Source organism: Posidoniimonas polymericola (genome assembly GCF_007859935.1).
Classification (GTDB): Bacteria; Planctomycetota; Planctomycetia; order Pirellulales; family Lacipirellulaceae; genus Posidoniimonas; species Posidoniimonas polymericola.
In genome coordinates, this window is sequence record NZ_SJPO01000002.1 from 329,723 (window position 1) to 348,654 (window position 18,932).

General features: G+C 63.2%; 12 protein-coding genes. 2 read left to right on the forward strand and 10 right to left on the reverse strand.

The genetic code is table 11. From position 1 onward, the window contains the following. Positions 1-157: 157 nt before the first annotated feature. The gene (locus Pla123a_RS05365; protein WP_146584634.1) at positions 158-850 is read left to right on the forward strand and encodes a hypothetical protein; all 693 of its coding nucleotides are present in this window, start codon (positions 158-160) and stop codon (positions 848-850) included. Here Pla123a_RS05365 and Pla123a_RS05370 read toward each other — a convergent pair. Further along, entirely contained in the window at positions 847-1,710 is an 864-nt protein-coding gene (locus tag Pla123a_RS05370; RefSeq protein ID WP_146584636.1) for a hypothetical protein, read from the reverse strand. The two genes, Pla123a_RS05365 and Pla123a_RS05370, sit on opposite strands and share 4 nt — an antisense overlap. A 618-nt stretch (positions 1,711-2,328) precedes the next feature. Between Pla123a_RS05370 and Pla123a_RS05375 the strand changes: the two genes are divergently transcribed. After that, positions 2,329-3,120: a hypothetical protein gene (locus Pla123a_RS05375; RefSeq protein WP_146584638.1), complete on the forward strand. Its 792-nt coding sequence runs from the start codon at positions 2,329-2,331 to the stop codon at positions 3,118-3,120. A gap of 668 nt (positions 3,121-3,788) precedes the next feature. Here Pla123a_RS05375 and Pla123a_RS05380 read toward each other — a convergent pair. The 9 genes from Pla123a_RS05380 to Pla123a_RS05420 all read right to left on the reverse strand — a co-directional run bounded on the left by Pla123a_RS05380 (position 3,789) and on the right by Pla123a_RS05420 (position 18,928). Then, complete coding sequence (locus Pla123a_RS05380) at positions 3,789-5,120, reverse strand: polysaccharide biosynthesis/export family protein (RefSeq protein WP_197527694.1); 1,332 nt, start codon at positions 5,118-5,120, stop codon at positions 3,789-3,791. Positions 5,121-5,190: 70 nt separating this feature from the next. Continuing rightward, entirely contained in the window at positions 5,191-6,024 is an 834-nt protein-coding gene (locus Pla123a_RS05385) for a hypothetical protein (RefSeq protein WP_146584642.1), read from the reverse strand. A gap of 216 nt (positions 6,025-6,240) precedes the next feature. After that, positions 6,241-8,787 carry an O-antigen ligase family protein gene (locus Pla123a_RS05390; protein WP_146584644.1) on the reverse strand — a complete coding sequence of 849 codons (2,547 nt, stop codon included), beginning with the start codon at positions 8,785-8,787 and terminating at the stop codon, positions 6,241-6,243. A 3-nt stretch (positions 8,788-8,790) separates the two neighbouring features. Further along, entirely contained in the window at positions 8,791-9,612 is an 822-nt protein-coding gene (locus Pla123a_RS05395; RefSeq protein WP_231956336.1) for a tyrosine-protein phosphatase, read from the reverse strand. A gap of 13 nt (positions 9,613-9,625) precedes the next feature. Then, positions 9,626-11,881: a GumC family protein gene (locus Pla123a_RS05400; RefSeq protein ID WP_197527695.1), complete on the reverse strand. Its 2,256-nt coding sequence runs from the start codon at positions 11,879-11,881 to the stop codon at positions 9,626-9,628. Positions 11,882-12,310: 429 nt separating this feature from the next. After that, positions 12,311-13,738, reverse strand: a complete 1,428-nt coding sequence (locus tag Pla123a_RS05405) for a DUF1501 domain-containing protein (RefSeq protein WP_146584649.1) — start codon at positions 13,736-13,738, stop codon at positions 12,311-12,313. A 35-nt stretch (positions 13,739-13,773) separates the two neighbouring features. Further along, positions 13,774-16,353, reverse strand: a complete 2,580-nt coding sequence (locus tag Pla123a_RS05410) for a PSD1 and planctomycete cytochrome C domain-containing protein (protein ID WP_146584651.1) — start codon at positions 16,351-16,353, stop codon at positions 13,774-13,776. 230 nt (positions 16,354-16,583) lie between these two features. After that, entirely contained in the window at positions 16,584-17,120 is a 537-nt protein-coding gene (locus Pla123a_RS05415) for a hypothetical protein (RefSeq protein ID WP_146584653.1), read from the reverse strand. Between the two features lie 137 nt (positions 17,121-17,257). Continuing rightward, positions 17,258-18,928: a TIGR03790 family protein gene (locus tag Pla123a_RS05420; protein ID WP_146584655.1), complete on the reverse strand. Its 1,671-nt coding sequence runs from the start codon at positions 18,926-18,928 to the stop codon at positions 17,258-17,260. Positions 18,929-18,932: the final 4 nt, after the last annotated feature.

The window sequence follows — 18,932 nt, forward strand, 5'->3', positions numbered from 1 at the left end:
GCAGATCGCTTTGGGTTTGCGCACTCTGTGTATGCTGCCTATTTTCTTGCTTTGCGGTGTCACGCTAGTTAGAACGGGGGTAGTGCGGCGAGACGCACCAGTTTTCTCTTACACCAAGGAGGGATGGGCCCAAGAACTTCAAGACTGAAGGCACCCGATGAACCTCTCCCGTCTGCGCTGCTGTGTCGCGTCCCTCGCGGCGTTCCTAATTCTGATCTGCGAGTGCCGGGCCGATCTTGTAAATCACTACTTTGATTTGGCGGTCGACGGCACCGCCGCGTCGCCGGACGATCCCAACTTGATCGAGTTGCAGAAGACGAATCTGCAGGTTGGTGACATCACTTTCAACGCTACCCTGCGAGTTACCTCGAGTCATAGCTTCACGTTTTTCACTTTGGGGGATCCGTCCGGCCTGGGGGTAAAGAGCAGCGAAGATTTCCACCAGGTAGATGGCGGTGAGTGGCTCCACTTCACGCTTGAAGTGACAAATCCCACCGGCGGTCCCGTGCCTGAGGCGAGGCTCAGTTTTGTCGACTACTCGACGTTTTCATTTCTGCCACCGCCCGAGATTTATCTGAGCCCGAGCTCCACCATTCCTGTGGGCACAGCTGCCGTGCAAAGCACCGCAGGGGAAATCGACGTTGTCGAACTGCCGGAGTGGGTAGAAACCGAGCTCTACTCGATCGCCGGCGCAGACATTTCGACGAGTCGTCACCTAGTGAAAGGCATCACCGCCACCTTCACCACAGCCGTTGCCGCAGTCCCCGAGCCGACCGGGTTCCTGTTCGGGACCTTGGTCGCCGCAGCAGCGGCGTGGAGTTCCTGCCAGACACGGCGTCGCTGCAGTTAGCGGGAGCGTCGTCGCCCGGCGATCAGCAGCCCACAGACCGCGGTCGCGAGAGTAGTTGGCTCTGGCGTTGCGGCCACTGCCGACATTGAGGGCGAGTAGTTGTCGCGCCAGACCGTGTAGTCGGCGGCGTCGACAACCCCGTCGCCATTCCCGTCGGCCCCGGAATTGGCGATTGTCGTCGCCCCGTAGTTGGCCTGCCAGACCAGGTAGTCGTTAAGGTCGACGTCCCCGTCGACGTCGTAATCGCCGTCGACGCGGGCAAAGTTGACCACGACAAAGTTGTCGAAATACGCGACGCCCTCAGCGGCCTGGGATGCGGCGTCGTCGCCGGTGGCGATCGCCGCTATGTCCACGTCTGTGAGTGAGTCGATCGTGCCGTTGCTGCTATCGACAAACGGCTCAGTGAGAATCGGTTGGCCGTCGTAGCTTAATTGGTAGAGGTCGTGATCGTAGTCTAAGGCCATCCGGAATTGGTGCCATTGATTGTCAACTTGAATGCCTTCGACCGCCTCGAAATACCCGTTGGGGTTTGACTGGTACAAGATCTCGCGAGTTAGGGCGTCTACCCCTAACGAACCGATCGTGAATGGGTAGTTGGTAGCGCTGAATCCTTCGAAAGCGCGCACGCCCAAAAACGGCCCGTTGCCGCCAGTTGATACGCTGTTTTCCACCTTCATGTCCCACTCAACGACGATCACTCCGTTGACCGGCGTCTCGTAGTCCTCGCGAGCAACGAGCCAGTGCGTGTCGTCGAAGGGTGTACGAGTCACTTCCACCGCTTGGTCGCCGCCGCCGTAGGGGTGCGACACACTGTTCTGGACGATCGCGGTCGATTCCGGGCCGTCTACGTCGCTGCTCAATTCGTACCAGCTGCCAGCTACATACGGGTCCACGGCTAGTGCACCGAGTGGGTAAGATTCGAAGCGGTTGGTGTCAATCAGCACAGTGGCGGATGCATTTCCCATCGCCCCGACGGCAGCCAGTACCGCTGAGTAAATACAGAAAGTCTTCAGGGGAGTGATCACGGGGACCTCTAGAGCGAGGGGACGGCAGGAATCAGAGGGCGGGGGGCGGACGGGGTGTACGACCGTTCGCAACCCCGAGTATACGCGGGCGGTAGGCCGTAACAAGGATTTGGCGTCGCCTACAGCGAGATATCGCTAGGATCCTTGCATCTTCAGATGCGTATACGGGTTGCGACATATCGCAGACAATGGTGCCCCGGAACAAATGACTTCAAACTTAGGTGAAATAGGTTGACCGGGCGTTGAGCCCTTAGTAACGTTAACGGTTGTGCGGATAGGCGTACGTAATCGCGGCCGACGCTTCCGGGCGGATAAAACCGGCGGCTCGCACCATTTGAAACAGCATTCTTGAAGGGGTCGCTAATGTCTCGGAGATCACACTGGTTTACCAACGCTGCGGCTGCGGTCGCGGTTGTTTTATTGGCTGGGGCGACTGCCCACGCTGCTGACTTGATGTATTTCGATGCGGAAGGTTTTGAAGCTGGTTACTCGCCTGCGTTCAACGGCACCGGCGAACTGCAGGGTCAGACGCTAGTCAATATTGACGGCTCCACCTTGTGGAAAGAGAGCCCCAATCCGGCTGGATCTCCGAGCACCGCGACCGTAGTAGCGGGCGCCGGCGTGGGCGGTTCGCAAGGGGTTGAGGTAGTTAAGGAGTCGGGTATCAACGGCTTCTGGGGCGCCACGGTGGATGCGCTTCCGGTTCCTGGTTTGCCCTACATCTGCATCGAGTGGGACATGCTCGTCGAAGCTTCGATGGGAACCCCCTCGGGCGGCGACGATCCGTTTGGCCCCTATTTCGGAATTCAGGCTTTTAGCGAAGACGAAGGCCCCCCCGGTGCGGCCCTCCCGCTGGCGTTCCTCGGTGTCGACTCGCAAACGCTCGACATCCTCAACATCAGTGGTGGAGTCTTCTCCGAGACTGGTGAGACTGTCGCCGCCGGCGTCTGGAACTCGTTCCAGTTGTTCCTCGATTATGACACCAAGACCTACGATGGTTTTATGAACGGCAGCGCTCTGTTCGTGGATGTGCCGTTCTTTGACACCGGCGCCGAACTGTTCTCCGACGCCGCCATCGCCGCCATCGCCGCTGCCGACACTCCCTATTACCAGGGTCTGACCGGCACGGCCTACTTTGACAATTACTATGTGTTCGGTACCGACACCGCCAAGATCCCCGAGCCGGCGGGCATTCTGCTGCTCTCGGTCGGCGCAGCTCTTGCGGCCTGCCGTCAGCGTCGCTAAGATAGAGAAGTTGAGGTAGGATATCCGGAGGCATGATCAAATCATGCCTCCGGACCTATCGTTCAGAGAAGTCAGGCGTGTAGAAGAAGCAACTAGGCAAACTCTATGAAACTTTCGATTGGCTCAACAGTCGCCGCTGCTGCTTTGGTGGTGGCATTTAGTGCCGAGGCACGGGCTGACGACGCGGGAAGAAGTCGATTCTTCAACCCGTTCTCCGTAACCTCCGCTAGCAGCACTTCGCCAAGCTGGTTTAGCGTGTTCCAGAGCCCGTCGGCGTCGACGGGACTTCGCAGTTCGTTCTCTGCGAGCACTAAAAAGACGACTACCGGAACTACTCCAGTTGCAGCGCCGGTTGCTGCCGCGGGCCGTCCGATTACGCCGCCGCCCTTCCGCAGCCCGTACGCCCCGCCGCCACGCCCGCCGTTCTTCCCGTTCCCGTAGGTCTCGGCCCGCGAGAATGCGACTCAACGCATTTGATGCCAGAGGGGCAGCATTGCTCTCTCTAGCCGACCGGACGTTTGTATTGGATCGGTGTGTTTAGCTGGATAAATCGAAAAAGGACGCCGCGTTTCCGCGGCGTCCTTTTTCTTGTGCCCAATGTTGACTCACGCTAGGACCAGTATCGTTGCGCCAGAAATTCTTCTTCAACGCAACTGCGGACCTGTCCGCTACGGAAGGATGACGCTTGCCCCACCCTGAGCGTCGCTGCGGTTAAGGATCCGGAAGAAGAAGTCAAACTGGACCGCTTGGCTGACGTAGCGGGCGAACGCTTCGTCGGTGTTCTCCTGCAGAATCAAAACGTCGTCGGCCTGCACCAACAAGTTAAGCCGCGGGTCGCGGAGCGCCTCGTTCAGGTCGACGCGGATCATGACCTGTTGGCCGCCGGGCGTCTCACGAAGGATAGCGAGTTGACTTGGAGAGGGATTCCCAACCCCTGAGCCGACCGAGCTGCCATTAAGGTTGCTTGTGCTCAAACCGCCAGACAGCAGCTGGCCGCGGGCCCTTAGCACCGCTTCAATCACGTTCAAATCGCGGTCCAGCGGCAGCGACTGAACACTTGAAGGCAGAATGCCGCCCGTGTAGTAGGTTTCTTGGTTGCGTCCGCGGACGACGACGATGTCTCCGTCATGCAGAACAATATCTTCTCGAGGTATGTGAACCGACTCACAATTCTTGGTTCGCAAAGGGATGCGTATGATACGCTCGCCGTCAATAGTTGGGTCGTCACTGGGGCAGAGCGGTCGGCAAGGCGCTTCGGCGTACCCGTCGGATCCCGCGCTTCCGCGATAGATTAGGATATCTCGACCGCCGCTAACGCTGGGCAGCCCGCCGGTGCGAGCCAGTGCGTTCAGTAGATCGTTCTGATATGCCGGAAGATCTACGATCTGGCCCGATGGCTTCTGCTCGCCGCCGATAGTCGTCGACGAGCCTCCGATACCAATTAGCGAGTTGTTCTGGAGCGTTACTGAACCTGATCGAGAGTCTTCTCGCACGACAACTACCCCTACGGTCCGCGAACGCATTAGGGAAACGATTATCCGATACTCGTTCGGGCGGAGGATCTCCTTGTCGAGGTAGGCTTGGATAATGGCCTGCTCGGCTTTCTCGATTGTGAGCCCTTTCATCGGCACGTTTCCGACCATCGGCAGCGAGACGTTGCCGTCGTCGCGGATGGGGAATGGGTAGCCGATCGAGGGCGTCTTCTCGGTCGAGTCGGCGACGCTCACCGGCGGCGGGGCGTCAACGCTGCCGACGATCCCTTCGACGTAGACGCCCAGCGTGTCGCCGACGTCGAGCAGGTACACTTCCGGCGGCGGGACGCGTAGCAGCGTCAGGTCGACCGGCGAGTAGCCCTCCTTAGACTCGGCCAGCAACTCCGGCGGCAGCGCGTGGGCCGGGACGCCGTTGGCAGTCGGGTTGGTTACCGCTGCACAGCCGACTTGCAGGAGCGATCCGAGACCGAGCAGCAGCAAGCCGAACGCTCCGGGGCGACGCGACATGTTCGTGTGAATCTTTGGAAAGTTGGACATATCGATTTAGGCCAGTAGGACACAAGGGCCGCCGATGGCGTTACCTGAGGAAGTCGTTTCCGAAACGCCGCGACGCAGATGGCGGCACGACATCGCGATGCAGTGAGCGTTGGGAAGGGGCAGTGGCGGAGTAGTTCGGCACCGCTTCGTGCGACGGTCCGACTGGTTCGGCGGCCTCGCCCCGAGGGGCGTCGACGACGACTGCCGACGGGTTCTTTCGCCCGAAGGCCGCGGGAGACACCGCGTGCGGGGAGAGGGGCGAAGTAGATCCATCCAGCATCGGCAGCAACAGGGCGTCGGGGGCCGTGGCGTCAATCGGCATCGCCGGAACAGGCTCGAGATCGCCCGGGTAGGGCGCTCGCGGCGCGATGGCGTCATCGCCGCCTGTGTTGCAGGGGCAACCGGCGCCTCCCTCAATGGCCCCGCCTTTGGAGCAAAGGCTCGCTGACGCCGGCACAACCGCCTGGTCGCGGTAGCCACCCTCGCGGGCGATGCGTGCCCCGAGACGGTAGCCGTCGAACCATTCGTAGGCGCCCTTGTTGAGCGGCGCCACGCGGTTCAGCGAGTTCCAGTAGGGACGCGGCGGGACTGGCGGTGGCTCACCGGTGCCGCCGGCGTAGCAGAACTCGACAAATCCCTCCTGGAAGCCTAGTACGAAGTCGGCCGACCGGCACTCGACACCCGACGCACGCTGCTCCGCCCAGGCGTCGGACGCCCAGGCGGCGTACAGCGTGCGGCTCTCGCAGCGGTCGCGGCGCCAGCTGAACTGCTTTGGCTCTTTGATCAGCGTCCGGTACGCGTTGTTGCAGACCGACAGACAGCCGGTAGTGCAGCAGATTAGCAGGACGCTGGCGGTGGCTGTTCGGAATTTCATATGAATCGGCATCTATGAGCGAGTACGCGCCGCCCGGGCGGCGCATGCATTTGAGCTACGGGTTGTATCGACCGCGCTTCCCGCATCGGTTAGCGAAACCTTGAGGGTGACGCCGAATGTGCCGACAGGTGGGTGGCTGGCGCCGCTAGCGTTGCGGGCACAGCGAGATACCGCTCGCGAAGTGGTAGGGGCGCTGACAGGGCGGTTGCCAGCTGGCTACTGGTCCGATGAACCGTCCTGGTGGAGCAGATCGTAGAGCTGGCTCTCGAGGCGACCTGCGGCGGCGTGCTGGGGCTTAAGCCGGAGGCAGACCCTTATCTCTTCCATGGCGTCGCTAAGAAGGCCAGCGTCGCGTAGCGTCGCCGCCAGCTCGAGGCGCAGCGGAACGTTGTTGTACTGGAGCGAGAGCGCTCTGCGGTACAGCGACACGGAGCGTTGGTGGTCGCCATCGGCGTGGGCGAGCTGCGCCAGTCTGGCAAGCTCCTGAGGGGTCGCGTCCTTGGACTCGACGCGTTTCTCAAGCAACCTTGATGCCTGTAGGCGGAGTTCGGGCGCCCGTGAGGCGATGGGGTCGCCGAGGTCCAGGTAGAGCTTGGCGAGCACCTCGAGCCGCTCTGGCGAGTCTCCGCAGAGACGCTCCGCTTCGTCGGGCGCCTTGAGCGTCTTGACGAGCTGCTCGGCGGCTTGGCGGAAGTAGGACCCCTGCAGACTTACCAGCCGACCGAACGCCTGCGAGGCGGCCTTGAGGTCGCCCTCAGCTGCGTGCAGGCGTCCGACATTCAGCAACGCCGCTGGGTCGTTGGGTGCGAGTTCCGCGGCCACCAGGATCTGCCTCCGGCCTTCAGCGAGGTCGCCAAGCACCGAGTATCGTAGTTGGCCTTCCAGGGCGTACGGCAGACCGAAAGTCGGGCAGAGCTGACGGTTCTGAGCCAGGGCGTCTACCAGCGATCCGGTGACCGCTTGGAACTCGGGCGACATCGTCACTGATTGGTCAACCTCGGCGCCGGCCATCAGCATCGCCTGCCAGCGGTAGAGATTCAATCGAAACGCGTAGCGGACGTTGTTGGGTTCGAGCGCTGCTGCTGACCCCGCGTGCTGCAGCAGCAGGCGGTACTCCTCAACGCTGCCCTGCCAGTTCCGCTCGTAGAGGGGCACTTCCAACTGGTAGGCTTTGGCCCAGGACTCCTCGGCCTGCGCCGCCCGAAACGCTACGACCAGGGCCGACGCCCAGATCGGCAGCAGCACCACGGCCGCGGCGCCGCCCCTGAGTCGACGCTGCGTCGGCGGTAGCCAAGTGGGGTCCTGCGCCGCCAATTCGTCCTTGCTCGCTTGCCGATGACGCCGCTCACGGTGGCCGGCGGCTACCACCACGCCGACCATCAGCGAAGTGAGCGAGAACACCGCGGGGATCCGTTGCCCGAAGTCGGTCCAGCTGTGGACGGCGACCGCCACCAAGCCGAACACGATGCCGTGAGCAGCTAGTGAAGTCGATGGGCCATGGGAGCCGGTGAGCCTCACAATCTGTCCTGTCACCATCGCCAGCACGGTGGCGATCAGTGTGACGCCTATTAGTCCTGTCTCCTCCAGGATTTGCACGTAGTCGTTGTCGGCAGTCTGCGCGATCGCGAGCGACCCGGTCGTGTCGTAGGCGGGGAACGCGTACTCGTGTGCGTTCAGGCCGATCCCAAAAACCGGGTGGTCGTGCCAGGCGTGGATCGTGTCGAGCGTGAGCTGCCAGCGGTCGGTAAGGATGCCTTCCTGTGAGAGGGTTCCCAGGCGGTCGTAAACCGCGTCGAAGCCAACGACGCAAAGCCCCACGAATACAGCTAGCGGCACTGAAACAAGCGCCCAAGCCTGGACGCTCGACGAGCGTCGCCACTGAAGCATGATTAGCAGAACCGCACCTGCAACCGCCATCGAGAGGACGCCGTTGCGGCTCATTGAGGTAAACACCGACAAGCAGCAGAACGACAGGCCGGCGACGATCCAGCCCTCGGACCTCCAGAATTCGTCCCAGGAGGGGGTCCTCCCGGTGACCCGGCGGCGGTGCTCCGACCGCACTAGCAGCAGGCCCAGCCCGGCGCCGATCGACATGTTGACGAACTGGCTGAAGTTGCTGTAGTTCAAGAATGACCCGGCGGTGACCGCCCGCCGCGCTTCGCGCCCGATTGCAGCGTACGTCCAGTCCGATTGCGAGATGATCTGAGCGAGCGACATGATTGCCTCACCTGCACCGACCACGAACACCATCATCAGGAGCCGGGTGACGCCGCCGCGATCCCGTCCGAGTGTGCACGCGGCCGCGAACAGGGCGCCGCCGACAAACGTCATCCGCAGCAGCCGCCAGGTTTCTCGAGGGTAGTAGGAGATAGTCGACATGGTCAGGTCGCCACTGCCGAGCAGGTCCTGCTTCCGCGAGAGTGTCCCCGGAGCCAGCCACTCCGACCACGCCGCCGGCAGTGGCATCGCCTGCAGGGCCGCAAACGCGGCGAACAGCCCGAGGGGGAACCACAGCCAGGTCGCCGGCGGGCGGCTCTCGCGGTCAACGACGTGCCGCAGCAGCAGCACCACCACCAGCAGCCCGCTGAGCCCGAGCGCCGCGAGTTCGCTCCAAGCCTCGACGGCGCCGTGCGCAAACGCCTCGAAGAACAGTAGAACGGCAATCAGCACGAAGGCGAGTTTGCTGAGACGGCCGGCAGGCGCCAGCGGCTCGAACTCTGCAATGGCGGCCGAGGAGCCTCGTGTTCGGTGGCGTCCGGGCATGGGTCAGTCACTTTCCGAGAGCTGGCCGGCGGGGACAGCTTGGCCGGTGAGTAGTCGGTAGGGGTTTTCGTGACACATCCGTCGGACGGCCCATTCGGGCGCCTGATCGCGGAGGGCTTCGATGGCGGCGGACATCCGCGGCGGCCGCCGCGCGACGCAGTGCGCATCAGTCGCCACGATATGGCACAGCCCCCAAGAGACCAGCTCCCAGCCCGCCTGGTAGGCGCCCTCGCCGAAGTCCCCCAGGAGGCTGCCGGCGGTCACCTGCACCAATGCGCCGTCGTCGACCCAGCGTTCCACGATCACGAGATCCTGACGCAGGTAGCGGTGGCGCTCTGGGTGGGTCATTACCACTTGGACGCCGCGTTCGGCGAGCGGGGCGAACAGCGGCGAGGGGTCGAGGTACTGGCCGTGTGGCAGCTCCAGCAGGAGGTGCCGGCCGCAGTCGGCCACCGTCAGCACCTGGTCGGTGTCGAGCAACCCCATTAGCCGTTCGTCGATTCGCACGTCGGCGCCCGGGACCAACTCGATCGGGATGCCGCGCGCCGCGGCCTCGACGGCCGTTTGGGCGACTAGCTTGCGGACTTTCTTGGGTCCATTCTCGCGGTCGTACGAACCGAGCTGATGGGGCGTCGCGATGATTGTCGTGAAGCCGTCGTCGGCCAATGCCGCGAGCAGCTCCATCGCGTCCTCTAGCGTCGGAGGCCCGTCGTCGATTCCGGGGAGACAGTGGCAGTGCGCATCAACGGTCCGAGGGCATCCGCTCTCGTCGATTCTCGCGCGCTGCGCCGGGAGCCAGCGTGGGTGCTCGTCTGGGGTTCGCATTCAGGGCCGGGCTTTAGGTCTGCTCGACGACGGCGGGAGTCTCGGGGCGGGCTTGGATCAGACGCTTTTTGCGGTTGCCGAGCGACCTCTGGTCCTCGTGCCCATACGCGACCTCACCGTAGTTGCCGTAGCCGTAACCATAGCCGTAGCCGTAGCCATAGGAACCGCCCTTGGACTGCGGCACCGCATTGACCACAATGCCCAGCCGCTGGGCCCGGACCCGCCACAGCTCGTCGCGGGCGGCGAGGCTCAGGCGACGCGTCGACTTTTCGGCCCGCAACACCAGCAGCACGGCATCGCTCATCGACGCGATCACGCGGGAGTCTGCCACGGGCATGACGGGCGGCGAGTCGATGATGATCCGGTCGTACTGCAGTTTGAGCCGCTCCAGCATCTCGGCGAAGTAGTCGTTGTTGAGCAGCTCCAGTGGGTTGCTTGGGGTGGGGCCAGCGGGCAGGAAGTCGAGTGTGCCGATCTCGCTAGATACGATCAGCTCCTCGATCGGCCGGCGTTCGCTGAGGGCTGTCGAGAGCCCCTGGGTGTTGTCAACGCCGAAGATCGTGTGCTGCGTCGGCTTTCGCATGTCGGCGTCGATCAGCAGCGTGCGTCGGTCGGCCTGGTCGGTAGCGATCGCCAGATTGCTCGTGACCACCGACTTGCCGTCACCGGGAGAGGGGCTTGTCACGACCAGCACCTTGCAGTCGTCGCCCGCCAGCCCGAAGTGCACCGCGGTACGCAGCGTGCGGAACGCCTCGGCCGAGGTCGATCGGGGTTGGAGGTGAACTAGTTTGCCGAGTTCCTCGCGGCCGATCTTGCCCAGTTGGCGGCGGACCGCGCCGAACACCTGCAGCTGCAACAGCTCCTGGATCTCGTCTACCGACTTCAGGCGATGGTCCAGCATGTCCCTCAGCCAGGCGAGTCCGAAACCGGAGAGGGCGCCGAGCATTACCCCCGCGCCAAGGAATTTTGCCCGGCTCGGGTAGGTTGGCAGTTTAGGCGCGGAGGCGGTCTCGATGATGCTGACGTTCATGGCGCCGACCTTCTTGTTCAGGTCCAACTCCTTGATTCGCTCTTCAACCTCGTCCGAATCGGAAATCGCCCGGGCGTACGTTTCTTCGAGCGAAAACAGCTTCAGCGAGTTTGCGCTCGACTCCTTGGCGGCCTCGAACTGATCCTGGTACTTGCTGCGGAGCCCATTCAGCTTGTTGGTGTGGAACTCGAAACGCTCCTTGACGTTGAACGCATAGGCGCGGAGGGCGGCTTCCTTTTCGGCCTCGATTGATTCCCGCTTGGCCTCAATGCGTAGCCCAGACTGGTCGAGCGAACGCTGGATCGATTTAACGGTGGGATAGGCATCACCCCATTTGGCTTGCTCGGCCATCAGCAGCAGCTCTAGCTCTTGCTGTTGATTCAGCAATGCCTCGAGATCGTCGTTCAGGTTGGCCTTGCCGACGGAGTCGAGGGCCATGTCGAGAAGCATCGGGCGGAGTGTCGGCGATGCGGCCATCTCCTTGACCCGTTCATACTCTGCTTTCGCCGTCAGCTGCTCTAGTTCGGTTTGGTTGAGCTCGGACATCAATCGACTGAAGCGGTCGCTCGCGACATCCTGGTTGTCGACCAGCACGGCGAGTTCGGGGTTCGCTTCGCGGAAAGCGGTGAGCTCTCGGCGGGCCTCGATCAGAACCTTGTCGCGTCGTTGCTTCTCGCCGTTTAGGATTTCGAGGATCTTGAAGGTTTCGGTGTTGTGCTTCTCGGCGTACTGGGTGATGTACGCGGCGACGATCTCGTTTACAAGCTGCGCCGCCTCAACCGGATTTGGCAGAGTCAAGCTGACATTGATAATCTCGTCGTCGCGACCGACATCGACGTTCAGCCCGCTATACAGCAGCCCCACTCGGTTTTCGACGCCACGGAAGGTCTCCATGCCGGAGGCCATCGGACTATCGGCAACACTTGCCAGGACGCCGGTCGATTTAATCAGTTCTTTCTGCGTGAACAGGTAGGAGTTAGAGTGCCCGAGTTGCATGTCCGAGCTGAGCAGCTTGGGGAGCGACCGTTCGACGTACACCCGCGATGTGCTTTGGTAGAGGGGCGTCACGCGCTGCAGGTGGACCCACGCCGCCGAGCCGCCGATGAGCACCCCGATCAGAATCAGCCAGCGTCCCTGCCAGGCCAGCGCCAATAGGTCGGTGGATTGCGGCGGGGCCGCGGCGCTCGACTGCATCTGCCCAATCGGTTCACTGTCGAGTGCACCGTGAGGTGTCGTCACAAGGGGGTTCATAAGGCGCCGAAAAGTCGGAGGCGGGAGGGGTGGGGAGGGGCGATGCTTGGGAACGAAGAACGTCCCCACCATTCGTTTTAACCACGTGCGGCCTAGCGCACAAATGGTCTGCACGTAGTTCTACAGAATAATCCGAGGAGCTTGCCTTGGTTAGCCGCACAGTCGTTGCAATCGGTCAAGTTTCGTTGGCCCGGGTCCGCCACGCCTGCGAGGCCCAGCGAGATCACCGCTCCTCAGCTTTCCAAAAGTGATTAGACAGGCAAATGTCGACAACCAAACGACTTAGGGGCACGCTCGCGGACAGCCGCCCCGCTGCCGATGGCGTGCTGGTCTCATAGCCACCAGCGACGATGGCGCCTTGGGGTATCTGGGAGCGTCTGTGTGACACATGCTGCGTTTCGCATCGCGCGAAGAGAATTAAACCAGCAAATCGTGAACGACGCTGCCGTGCACGTCCGTCAGGCGAAAGTCGCGGCCGGCGTAACGGTAGGTTAGCCGCTCGTGGTCGAAGCCTAGGCAGTGCAGCATCGTTGCGTGCAGATCGTGCACGTGCACCTTGTTTTCGACGGCGCGGAAACCACACTCATCGGTCGCGCCGTGCACCATTCCGCCGCGGATCCCGCCGCCCGCCATCCAAACAGTAAAGCCGTGGTGGTTGTGGTCGCGGCCGTTAAGCTTGCCCTGGTTGGCCCCCTCTTTGGGCAGCTCGACGACCGGTGTTCGGCCGAACTCGCCGCCCCACAGCACGAGCGTCTCGTCCAGCAGCCCGCGCTGCTTGAGGTCGACCAGCAACGCCCCGATCGCCTGGTCGCTCTCTTGCGCGAGCCGGCGGTGGCCCTGTTCGATGTCGTCGTGGTGGTCCCACGGCTGGCCGTCGCCGTGCCACACTTGCACGAAGCGGACCCCGCGTTCGACCAGCCGACGGGCGACCAGCATCTGCCGCGCCTGCAGGCCGGGTCCGTACATGTCGAGCACGTGCTGTGGCTCGCGGGTCACGTCAAAGGCGTCTGTCGCCTCCACCTGCATGCGGTAGGCGAGCTCGAACGACTTGATCTGCGCCTCGAGCTGAGGATCGTCGCCCCGCGCCTCCGCGTGCCGTTCGTTGAGCGAGCCAAGCAGGTCGAGCTGCCGCCGCTGGTCGGTCCGCGCGGTTCGGCGGTTGTCGATGTTGGCGATCAGGTCCTCAACCCGGGTGTGCTTCGTATTGACGTGGGTCGCCTGGTACACGCCCGGCAGGAACCCCGCCTGCCAGTTCTGCGACTCCTGGATCGGGTAGCCAGGGCAGAGCGACACAAACGCCGGCAGGTTCTGATTCTCGCTCCCCAGTCCGTAAGTTACCCATGATCCAACGCTCGGCCGGATCAAACGTCCGTCGCCGCAGTTCATCAGCAGCAGCGAGGGTTCGTGATTGGGCACGTCGGCGTGCATCGACCGCACCACCGCAATGTCGTCGATCGAGCGGGCGACGTGCGGGAACAGCTCGCTGACTTCAATACCGCTTTGGCCGTGCTTCTTGAACTTGAAGGGTGACGGCAGCGCGCCGCCGGTTGGCCGCTCGGTCCCGAGGTTCGCGAACGGGAGCGGCTTGCCCGCATACTTCTCCAGAATCGGCTTCGGGTCGAAGGTGTCGATGTGCGAAGGACCGCCGTTCATGAACAGGTGGATGACGTGCTTCGCCCTGCCTGGGAAGTGGGGTTCGCGGGTGGCGAACTGCTCGGCCGCCGCCGAGGCGTTGTTCGCCAGCAGCCCGCCTAGCATCAGGCCGCCCATCCCCATACCGCAGGTGGCGAAGAACTCTCGCCGCGAGGCAGTAGTCTGGTTGGCTTGGATTGATTGGCTTCGCATTGCTATTGCTGGGGGCCCGTGGTCGGGGCGGGTGATCAATCGATATACAAGAACTCATTCGAGACCAGCAGCACCTGCACCAGCTGCGGAAGCAGCTCGAGCGGCGCCGCGACCGGGCCGGTGAAACCCTCTTCGGACTTCCAGACGCGGCGGCTGGTCTTGGTCTCGAGCGTCAGCTTGGTCTGCCAGCTAAACGTGTCGTACGAAGGTTCCGCGCGGCAGCTTACGACCAGGTCGAAGCTCTCGCCCGGTTCGACGTCCTCGACGTGGGCGTGGGTTGGACTGGCGCCGGTCATTGTCGTCCACTTGCCGACCACTCCGCGACGTGACGAGATCAGCAGCCCGTCGACGCCGTCCCCGCGTTTCTCCGGGCGTTCGAGTTGGCCGTCGACGGTGAGGTCGCCCCGGGCTGGCGCCGTCCAGCGGCGGATCGCGCTGTAGTCGCTTGAGTTGCCTGGGTGACCGCCGGTCGGTGTAACGCACAGGTGGCCAATTTCCGGCGCGGGGAACTGCGAAGCCGCTTGCCAGCGGTTCTCGGTGAAGTGAGAGAGCGGCGCGAAGCTTATCGCCGGATTTTCAGCGGCGCCCTGAACGGCGCCGTACCCGAACGCCCAATCGCCTGGCGGGAGTGGGGACGGCGCCGGGCGGCCAAGGAACTCTGTGGCCAGCATCAGCTCTTCTTCGCGCGGCTCGCGTCCCAGCACACGCCGGTACGCAGCCGTGACCTGATCCTCTGAGGGCAGCTCAGAGAGGTCGACGCTGATAGCGAGCGCCGCCCGCTGAACCATCGGGCTGTTCAGCAGGAACAACGCCTGCTGCGGCACCATCGTGTGGGGCCGCTCGGGCGAGTGGGCGTCGGGGCTGGCGAAGTCGAATGTGCGGAACAGGCCGGGCAGGTTCTGGCGGTCGATGTGGGCGTACAGCGTGCGGCGACGTCCGCCGTCGTCCGTGGAGATTTCTTCAGAGGGACCGCCGACGGTGCCGGTGTCGAGCAGTTCGGCGGCGGCAAGCAGCCGGTCACGCATCGACTCGAAGTCGAGCCGCCGGCGGTTGGTGCGACCCCACAGGACGTTTTCGGCGTCGGCCGCCAGCAGAGCGGCGTCGGCATGGGACGACTGGCGGTAGGTGCTCGAGGTTACCAGCTCGCGGACCAGCCACTTGAGCGACCAGTCGTGTTCCATGAAACGCACGGCCAGATGGTCGAGTACGGCTTGCTGTCGTGGTGCGTCGCAGCGCAGCCCGAAGTCGCTCGGCGTGCGGACCAGCTGCTCCCCAAACAGGTGCCCCCACACTCGGTTCACAAAGACGCGGGCGGTCAATGGGTTCCGCTCGTCGGCGACCGCGTCGGCAAGCTCCAACCTCCCACTACCCGTGGTGACCGCGGGGGCGAAGTCGCTGAAGAAGTCGGGGAATCCGCGTTCGGCAATCTCGCCGCGGTTGTGAGCCGCGCCGCGGATAAACACGCCGACGTTCTCGGGCTGGGGCTTGTCGACTAGGCGGAGCGGCAGCTCACCGTCCTGCTGCTCGGCCGAGCTCGCGAAGACGCCGTACAGGGCGTAGTAGTCCTCGGCGCTTACGGGATCGTACTTGTGGTCGTGGCACCGCGCGCAGGCGACCGTTAGGCCCATCATCCCGCGGAACACGACGTCGATGCGGTCGGCGGCGATATCGTGCGGGTTGTTGATAAACCGGCGACCGAGCGTCACGAATCCCTGCGCGGCGAGCTGTTCTTGGTCGATCTGGTCGGCCGCAATTTGAAGCCGCAGAAACCGGTCGATCGGCAGGTCGGCGTTGAACGCGGCGATCACCCAGTCGCGGTACTTGTAGGCATTGGGGAACGTGCGGTCCTCGGTGAAGACGTACCCCTTGGTGTCGGCGAACCGCGCGACGTCGAGCCAGTGCCGCGCCCAGCGTTCGCCGAATCGTTGTGACGCGAGCAGTTCGTCTACTAGCTTGTCGTAGGCGTCGTGCCCCGCATTCTCAAACTGCTTGATCTGCTCCGCGGTCGGCGCGAGGCCGCTGAGGTCGTAGTAGAGACGCTGGACCTGCTCGCGGCGGCTGGCCTCGGTCGCGGGCGCGAACCCGGCGCTGCTGAGCTCCGCCAAGACGAGTGCGTCGAGGTCGGTGCGTGCCCATCGGGGACGCGGGCTCGGCAGCTCGGCGGCTTGCGGCGGTTGGAACGCCCAGTGCCTGGCGGCGCGAGAATCAATCGTGTCAATTTCGGGCGCGGCGCCGTCGCGTGGGTCTGCCGCGCCGAGTCGGATCCACTCGCGGAACGCGGCGATCGTTTCGTCCGGCAGTTTGCCGGAGGGAGGCATCTGCAGGTCGGCGTTGCGGTGCTCGATCGCCTGCAGCAGCCGGCTATTATCGGGGTCGCCCGGAACGATCACCGCACCGCCGCGACCACCACGCTCGGCGGCCGCGTGGTTCTCGAGTGACAGCTCGCCCTCGACGGCGCCGTCTGCCTGCGAGTGGCAGGCGTAGCAGTGCTCGACCAGCGCGGGCCGGATCTTATTCTCGAACAACTCGAGCGCCCGGTCGGTGTTTTCGGCTGCAACGGGCAGAGCGGCGGCGGCAAACAGCGTCGCGGTCAGGCAGGTGAGCGAGCGATTCATCGAACGGCGTCGCGAGGGGGGGCGGTAGGGCGGGTCTGCAACAGGTCGCCCCCCAATTGTAAAGAATCACCCGCCCAAAATGCGACTCGAATTGATCTCTGCTTTGCGCACACCCGTTGACCGTCTGTGGGGGCAGCAGCTGGCGGAAGCCTACTCCGGCAGAAAAAAAGGCCGCCCATCGAGAAGATGGGCGGCCTTGGGGGACTTGGTTCGTATCGGGCGATGATCGCTCACGCGGCGTCGGCTAGTGGCTTGCGAGCTGGCCGCCGCCGGGCGACCACCATGCCAACACTGCCGGCGACGAACCTGCCGAACGGGAAGGCGGTTGGTTCAGGGACGGCGGCGATCGAGATATTGACCACGTAATTGCCACCCGCGATTGGTGACGAGTAGGTCCCTGGGATCAGGAATCCTTCTACATTCTTGCTAAGAGTCAGGGTCCCTGCACCAAGCCAAGATAGGAAATCGCCCGGAACCAAAGTTGGGTAGGCAATTGTCCCATCTGGATCTAGTTCGATGTCGTCGTTGCCGTCAACGTTCGATGAGACAAAGTCGATTGCATCGAAAGTTGCGAATTCCACTGAGTTTAGTCGATACGATACTCCTGCTCCTCCAAGGAGAAGGTTTGGATCGTTGGAAACACCGTTGACGATCGCATTTCCAATATCGTTGTCGTAGAGAGTACTCCATGCGACAACCGATGTGTCAGAAGTTGGAGCGGCGCCGCGGAAGTTGGAAATACCTACTACAGCGTCGGAGACTTCCACCTCCCCAGTCGCTTCCCATGTAATAACTTAACTACCGGCACGCCCGATAAGTTGAGAACGAGATCTGCATGAGCGAGCTGCGGCACTACGCCGCAGAGAAGCATTGCTGCAAGGCCCTTGACCTTCATTGGAGTGTTTCAGTTCGCGGGTGGTATCGCCTGATACAACGGGTCCCCCACCAGCACCATCATCCAGCTATTAAACGGCTTCGACTGGTAATAGACCTCGACCAGCGTTAGGTCGGTTTTGGTCAGCAGCGCGAAGAAGTCGTTCGGGCGTGGGAAGGCGAGCAAATAGGGTTCGTACACGGGACCCACCGTGGCGCAAACCCCATCTTCCAGCAAGCTTTTACACCACACTCTTGCCCCTTCTTCACGCAATGTGCGGGCCTCGGAGGACGCGAGGTGGTACGCGATTGCGCCCTGCCGCCATTCAAACGCATCGACGTAGTTCGCGAGGCTGTACCAGCCGCAATAAAGCGCGGCGTCGGGGCACTCGCCCGGTTGAAACAACTCGGGCGAGGTGTTGAGCACGACGTCGTATTGCGGCTCGCCATCGGGGCCCTTCATCTGCTTCATCGACTCGGCCGTGACTAAAAGCGAGCGGTCGAAGTCGGGGTAGCTGCCGGGCAGCAGCGGCTCGCCCTCGAGCTCGGCGAGCCCGCGGGCGTCGAAGTAGACCTTGCCCTTGAGGCCGCCCTGCTTCTCGACCGCGATCGCGTCGTCGATTAGCCGCTTTGCAGTCTTGATCGATGGCCCATCGAGCCGCGACACCATCAGCGTCCGGAACGTCTTGCCGAGCTGCGATCCCTGGTACGCGGTCCGCAGGTAGTTGGGCTGCCACCGCAGCAGCTCGTAATCCTCGGGCCACATCACCAGGCTTAGCTCGCTGTCGAAGGACGAGCCGGATTCGTTCTTCTGTGCGGTTGCGATCTGCTCGTCGAGCCACTTCACGGCCGCCAGCATGCCGCCGGTTTGCTGGATGGCGGTCAGGGCGATTTCGTCCCGCTCGTAGCTTGGGGCGCGAAGCTCGAGCATGAGCTTGAGTTCCGAGAACGCCGACGCGCGGCCCCGCAGCAGCTGGTACTGCTGCAGCGTCTCGGCCGGAGGAGTCTGTTCGCGCGAGGCGAATTGTTGGAGCTGCTGGCCCAAGCCCTGCAGCAGCACATTGGCGCCGGCGGTCACCGTAGCGAGCTGCTGCAGCTTTGCCTTGTCGGCTCGGGCGGCTTCACTTGTCTGCCCCGCCAGCCGCGTCTGGGCGGCCTGGAGCGATGTCTCAAGCCGTTGCTCAATCTTGAGGTCGCTCTTTCCGCCAAGATCGGGGAGCTGGAGGTTGTCACCGTCCTGTTCGGGGTCCAAGCCGAGTTTGTCGAGAGCGGCGGAAACCTGCTCGAGCTGCTTCATGCGGAGGTCGCGTTCGCCCTTAAGGTAGGCGAGGTACCGGGCGGTCCTCTCGTCTGGTCCTGCGGGCTTGATCTTGAGCGGCACTCCCCAGGTAGTGACCAGGCAACGGAGTTTGCCTTCAGGGTCGTTCTCCTGAACCCACCTCTGGATCTCCGGCCGCACTGCCCACCGCCAGTGCTCCCGCTCCATCTCCTCGGTGGACGGCACGTCGACTTCGCAGATGTTGATGATCGGCACGCCGCGCTGGCGGCAGTAGTACTTGGCCAGGCCGAGTGACTCGCGGTTGCCGCGTGCCACTACTAGGGCGATCTCGTCCGGCTGCAGGGCGGCAAGGGTGGGTGTCGCCACCGCAAGCAGCGCAGCGATGCATGCAAGCAGGAGTGCGGAAAATCGTGTTGTGCGCATAGCG